The organism is uncultured Caballeronia sp. (assembly GCF_964243625.1).
Classification (GTDB): domain Bacteria; phylum Pseudomonadota; class Gammaproteobacteria; order Burkholderiales; family Burkholderiaceae; genus Caballeronia.
Genome location: NZ_CAXTGZ010000574.1, coordinates 1 through 3,813 on the forward strand (window position 1 = coordinate 1; position 3,813 = coordinate 3,813).

The 3,813-nt window shown below is 61.2% G+C and carries 3 protein-coding genes; 2 read left to right on the forward strand and 1 reads right to left on the reverse strand.

All coding sequences use genetic code 11. The annotated features are described in order from the left end of the window. Positions 1-1,354, reverse strand: a 1,354-nt coding sequence (gene zwf, locus ACFFAR_RS27300) for a glucose-6-phosphate dehydrogenase (RefSeq protein WP_375508830.1), incomplete at its 3' end; no start/stop codon positions are given. A 207-nt stretch (positions 1,355-1,561) separates the two neighbouring features. Between zwf and ACFFAR_RS27305 the strand changes: the two genes are divergently transcribed. Next, positions 1,562-2,401, forward strand: coding sequence for an arylamine N-acetyltransferase (locus ACFFAR_RS27305; protein ID WP_174364786.1), 840 nt, complete (start codon positions 1,562-1,564; stop codon positions 2,399-2,401). 24 nt (positions 2,402-2,425) lie between these two features. Continuing rightward, the coding region (locus ACFFAR_RS27310) for a peptidoglycan D,D-transpeptidase FtsI family protein (RefSeq protein WP_375508831.1) at positions 2,426-3,813 on the forward strand (1,388 nt) is incomplete at its 3' end.

Here is a 3,813-nt window from a genome sequence, read left to right on the forward strand (position 1 = left end):
GCTGGAACAGCGTTTCGTCGCCGAGCATGCAGTCGTACAGCAGCGTTTCGTAGCCTACGTTCGGTTTTTCATCGAAGAAATCGCCGTATTTGAACGACGACTGCACCGCCCCGACCTGCATCACCGGACCCGGCACCTTGACGTTGAAGTCGAAGGTCGTACCGTGTTGCGGATCGATGCGCAATGTCAGCACGTTCGGCACGAGCGTATCGACGGGTGTGTCGCGAAACAGCAGGAACGGCACGGCTTTCAATTGAATCGATATCTCCGTGCGCCGCGCCGTCATGCGCTTGCCCGTGCGCAGGTAGAACGGTACACCGGCCCAGCGCCAGTTCTCGACATACACCCGCGCCGCCGCGTACGTTTCCGTCTGGCTGTCAGGCGCAACGTCCTTTTCCTCGCGATAACCCGGCATGCTCGCGGACTTCTCGTATTGTCCGAGCACCACGTCGCCGGCTTTCAGCGGCTGGATGGCGTCGAAGATCTCGGCTTTCTTGTCGCGGACGGCTTCGGCGTCGAAGGAATTCGGCGGTTCCATGGCGACCATGCCGAGCAACTGGAACAGGTGGTTAGGAACCATGTCGCGAAATGCGCCGGTTTGCTCGTAGAATCCGCCACGCCCTTCCACGCCAATGGTTTCCGCCGCCGTAATCTGCACGTGATCGATATATTCACGCCGGAAGATCGGCTCGAACAACGCGTTGGCAAAGCGCACGGCAAGAATGCTCTGGACGGTGTCCTTGCCGAGAAAGTGATCAATGCGATAGATCTGATTTTCCTCGGCGAACTTGAGAATGCTCTCATTCAAGTCTTTCGCCGATGCGTAGTCATGCCCAAACGGCTTTTCAATGACCACGCGCCGGAACGCTTGATCGTTTTCTTTCAGTAATCCTGCTTTGCCGAGCCGCTCGACAATGGGCTTGAAGAAGCGTGAGCTGACGGCGAGATAAAAAATGACATTTCCACTTTCACCCAAAGTCTGCTTTAGCTTGTTGAATACGTCATCCGTTTCGAACTCGCCCGCAACGTACTGCAGGCGGTCGGCAACCCAGTTCCATGCCTTTTCGTCGAGCTGGGATGTATGAAAGGCGCCGGCCTTGTCGGCGGCGAAACTCTTGAGCGATTCGGTGAGCTGGTCACGCCAGGCGCTGGTTTCGAGCTCGCCGTGATTGACACCGATGATCTTCATCTTGTCGTCGAGCAGACCGTCCGACGAGAGGTTGTACAGTGCCGGCATCAAGAGCCGCTTGGTGAGGTCGCCGGCAGCGCCGAAGATCACGAGCGTGCATGGTGGGGCAGGATGTTTGCCGGGAGCCGGCGGGGAGGACGTAGCAGTAGCAAGTGGGGTCGACATAGGGTTCTTTAAGAGAAGAGTTGAACGCACCGCCTATTAAAGACCATCTTAGCCGTCTCACAGTTCAAAATCGTGACCAATCGGCGAGCTTATGCCCGCCGCCGTATGCAATTTGTAATCAAGACTGGGCTGTGCCGGTAGAATGTCGGCACCTCGCGGCGGCACGCCCGGCCGAGTTTTTCCATCATCAGGGCAGGAGTTCCACACATGATTCAGACAGTCTCGCCGGTGCAGCTCGCCGCCTATTTCGACCGCATCGGTTATACCGGCCCGCATGAAGCGAGCGCTGAAACGCTGCATGCGCTGCACCGGCTGCACCCGCAGGCCATCCCGTTTGAAAACATCGACACGCTGCTTGGCGTCACGCCGCGGCTCGATCTCGAGTCGGTGTTCGCAAAGCTCGTGAGCGCGCGCCGCGGTGGTTATTGCTATGAACACAACCTGCTGTTTCGCGCAGTGCTGGAGACCATCGGATTCGAGACGACCGGGCTTGCAGCGCGCGTGCTCTGGGCCGATCCGGATGCCATGCTGCCGCGCACGCACATGATGCTGCTCGTGGAAACGCCGGATGAAACCTGGCTCGCCGACGTTGGTTTCGGCAGCATGACGCTCACCGCTCCCCTAGTGTTCGATAACGGCCGTGAACAGGCCACGCCGCACGAGACCTTCCGCCTCGATCTGATCGAGCGCGGCGATTTCAAGCTGCTGGTGAAGCTCGGCGAGACGTGGAAGCCCGTGTACCGGTTCGATCTCGAACCCCAGGTGCCCTCCGACTACGCCATGGCGAACCATTACGTGTCCACCCTCCCCGATTCGATCTTCGTCAATCACCTGATCGTGGCGCGCGTGATCCCGGGGCAACGCCAGACGTTGTTCGACCGGACGGTGACCCGCCGGGGCACGGCTGAAGAGCATCGCGAACTCACGTCGGCCGCCGAGCTGCGCGGCGTGCTGGAAGACACCTTTGGCATCACATTACCGACGGACGCCAAACTTGCAAGCGTGCTCGAGCACCTGGCTGCGCAAGACCCATCCGCCGCGACCTGACCCATCAAACGAGCCGACCCAAGCATGCGTAAAACCGCCAGGCGCGCTCACGAAGCGTACCGGACGCCCGTGAAGAACGCCGTCCTCGAAAGCCGGCTGCCTCAGTGGCGCTCCACTTTCATCGTCATGCTGATGTTCGCCGCGTTCGCGGCGCTGGCGGCGCGCGCGCTGTGGGTTCAGGTCGTGAACCAGGACTTTTACATCGGCGAGGGACAAAAGCGGTATCAGCGCACACTCGAACTCGCCGCCACGCGCGGGCGAATTGTCGACCGTAACGGCGCGATGCTCGCCGTGAGCCTCGCAACCTATTCGATCTGGGCGACGCCGTCGCGCTTCAGTGCCGAAACCCGGCCGCATGTCGCGCGGCTGCTCGACATGCCCGAAAAGGAACTCGCCCGCCGGCTCGGAACGGAGCGTTCGTTCGTCCTGCTAAAACGTCAGGTCGATGCCGACCAGGCGACGCGCATTGCGGAAACGGGTCTGGCGGGTGTCACGCTCGTCGCAGACACCAAACGCTTTTATCCTGAGGGAGAGTCGGCGGCGCATATCGTCGGTTTCACCGATAACGAGGACCACGGCCAGGAAGGCGTCGAGCTCGCCGCGAACGATCGCCTCACCGGGGAACACGGTCAGCGCGAAGTGATCCGCGACCGGCTGGGGCGTGTTGTGTCGGAGATTGGCGAAGCCGAATTACCCGAGAACGGCGAGACCATCCACCTGACCATCGACCGGCGCATCCAGCAGCTCGCGCATACGCAACTGGCAGCGGCGATCAAAAAGCACAAGGCACGCGCGGGCAGCGTGGTCGTGCTGGATGCCAAGAACGGCGAGATCCTCGCGCTCGCCAACTATCCGACCTTCGACCCGAACGATCGCTCGCGCCTGACCGGCGAGCAGTTGCGCAACCGGGCGCTCACCGACACGTTCGAGCCCGGCTCGACCATCAAGCCGCTGGTCGCGGCGCTTGCCATTGATATGGGACAGGTGCGCCCCGATACCCGTATCGATACCTCGCCGGGCACCTTCAAGCTCGGCCCGAACACGATCCACGATACATCGAATCACGGCGTCATTACGGTGTCGGAGGCCGTGCAGATGTCGAGCAATATTGCGTTGACGAAGCTCTCGCTCAAGCTGCCTGCGCAGACGGTTTGGGACAAGTACCGCGAATATGGCATAGGGCAGGCGCCGGAGCTGACGTTCCCCGGTGCGGCGACGGGGCGCTTGCGCGCGTACCAGCGCTGGAGGCCTATCGAGCAGGCGACCATGGCTTACGGCTATGGCCTGTCCTTGTCGCTGTTGCAGATCGCGCAGGTTTATACGGCTTATGCCGGCACCGGTGAATTCCGCCAGTCGACGCTCGTACGCGGCAAAGCGGCACCGGAACCGGTTCAGGTCACCAAGGCCACGAC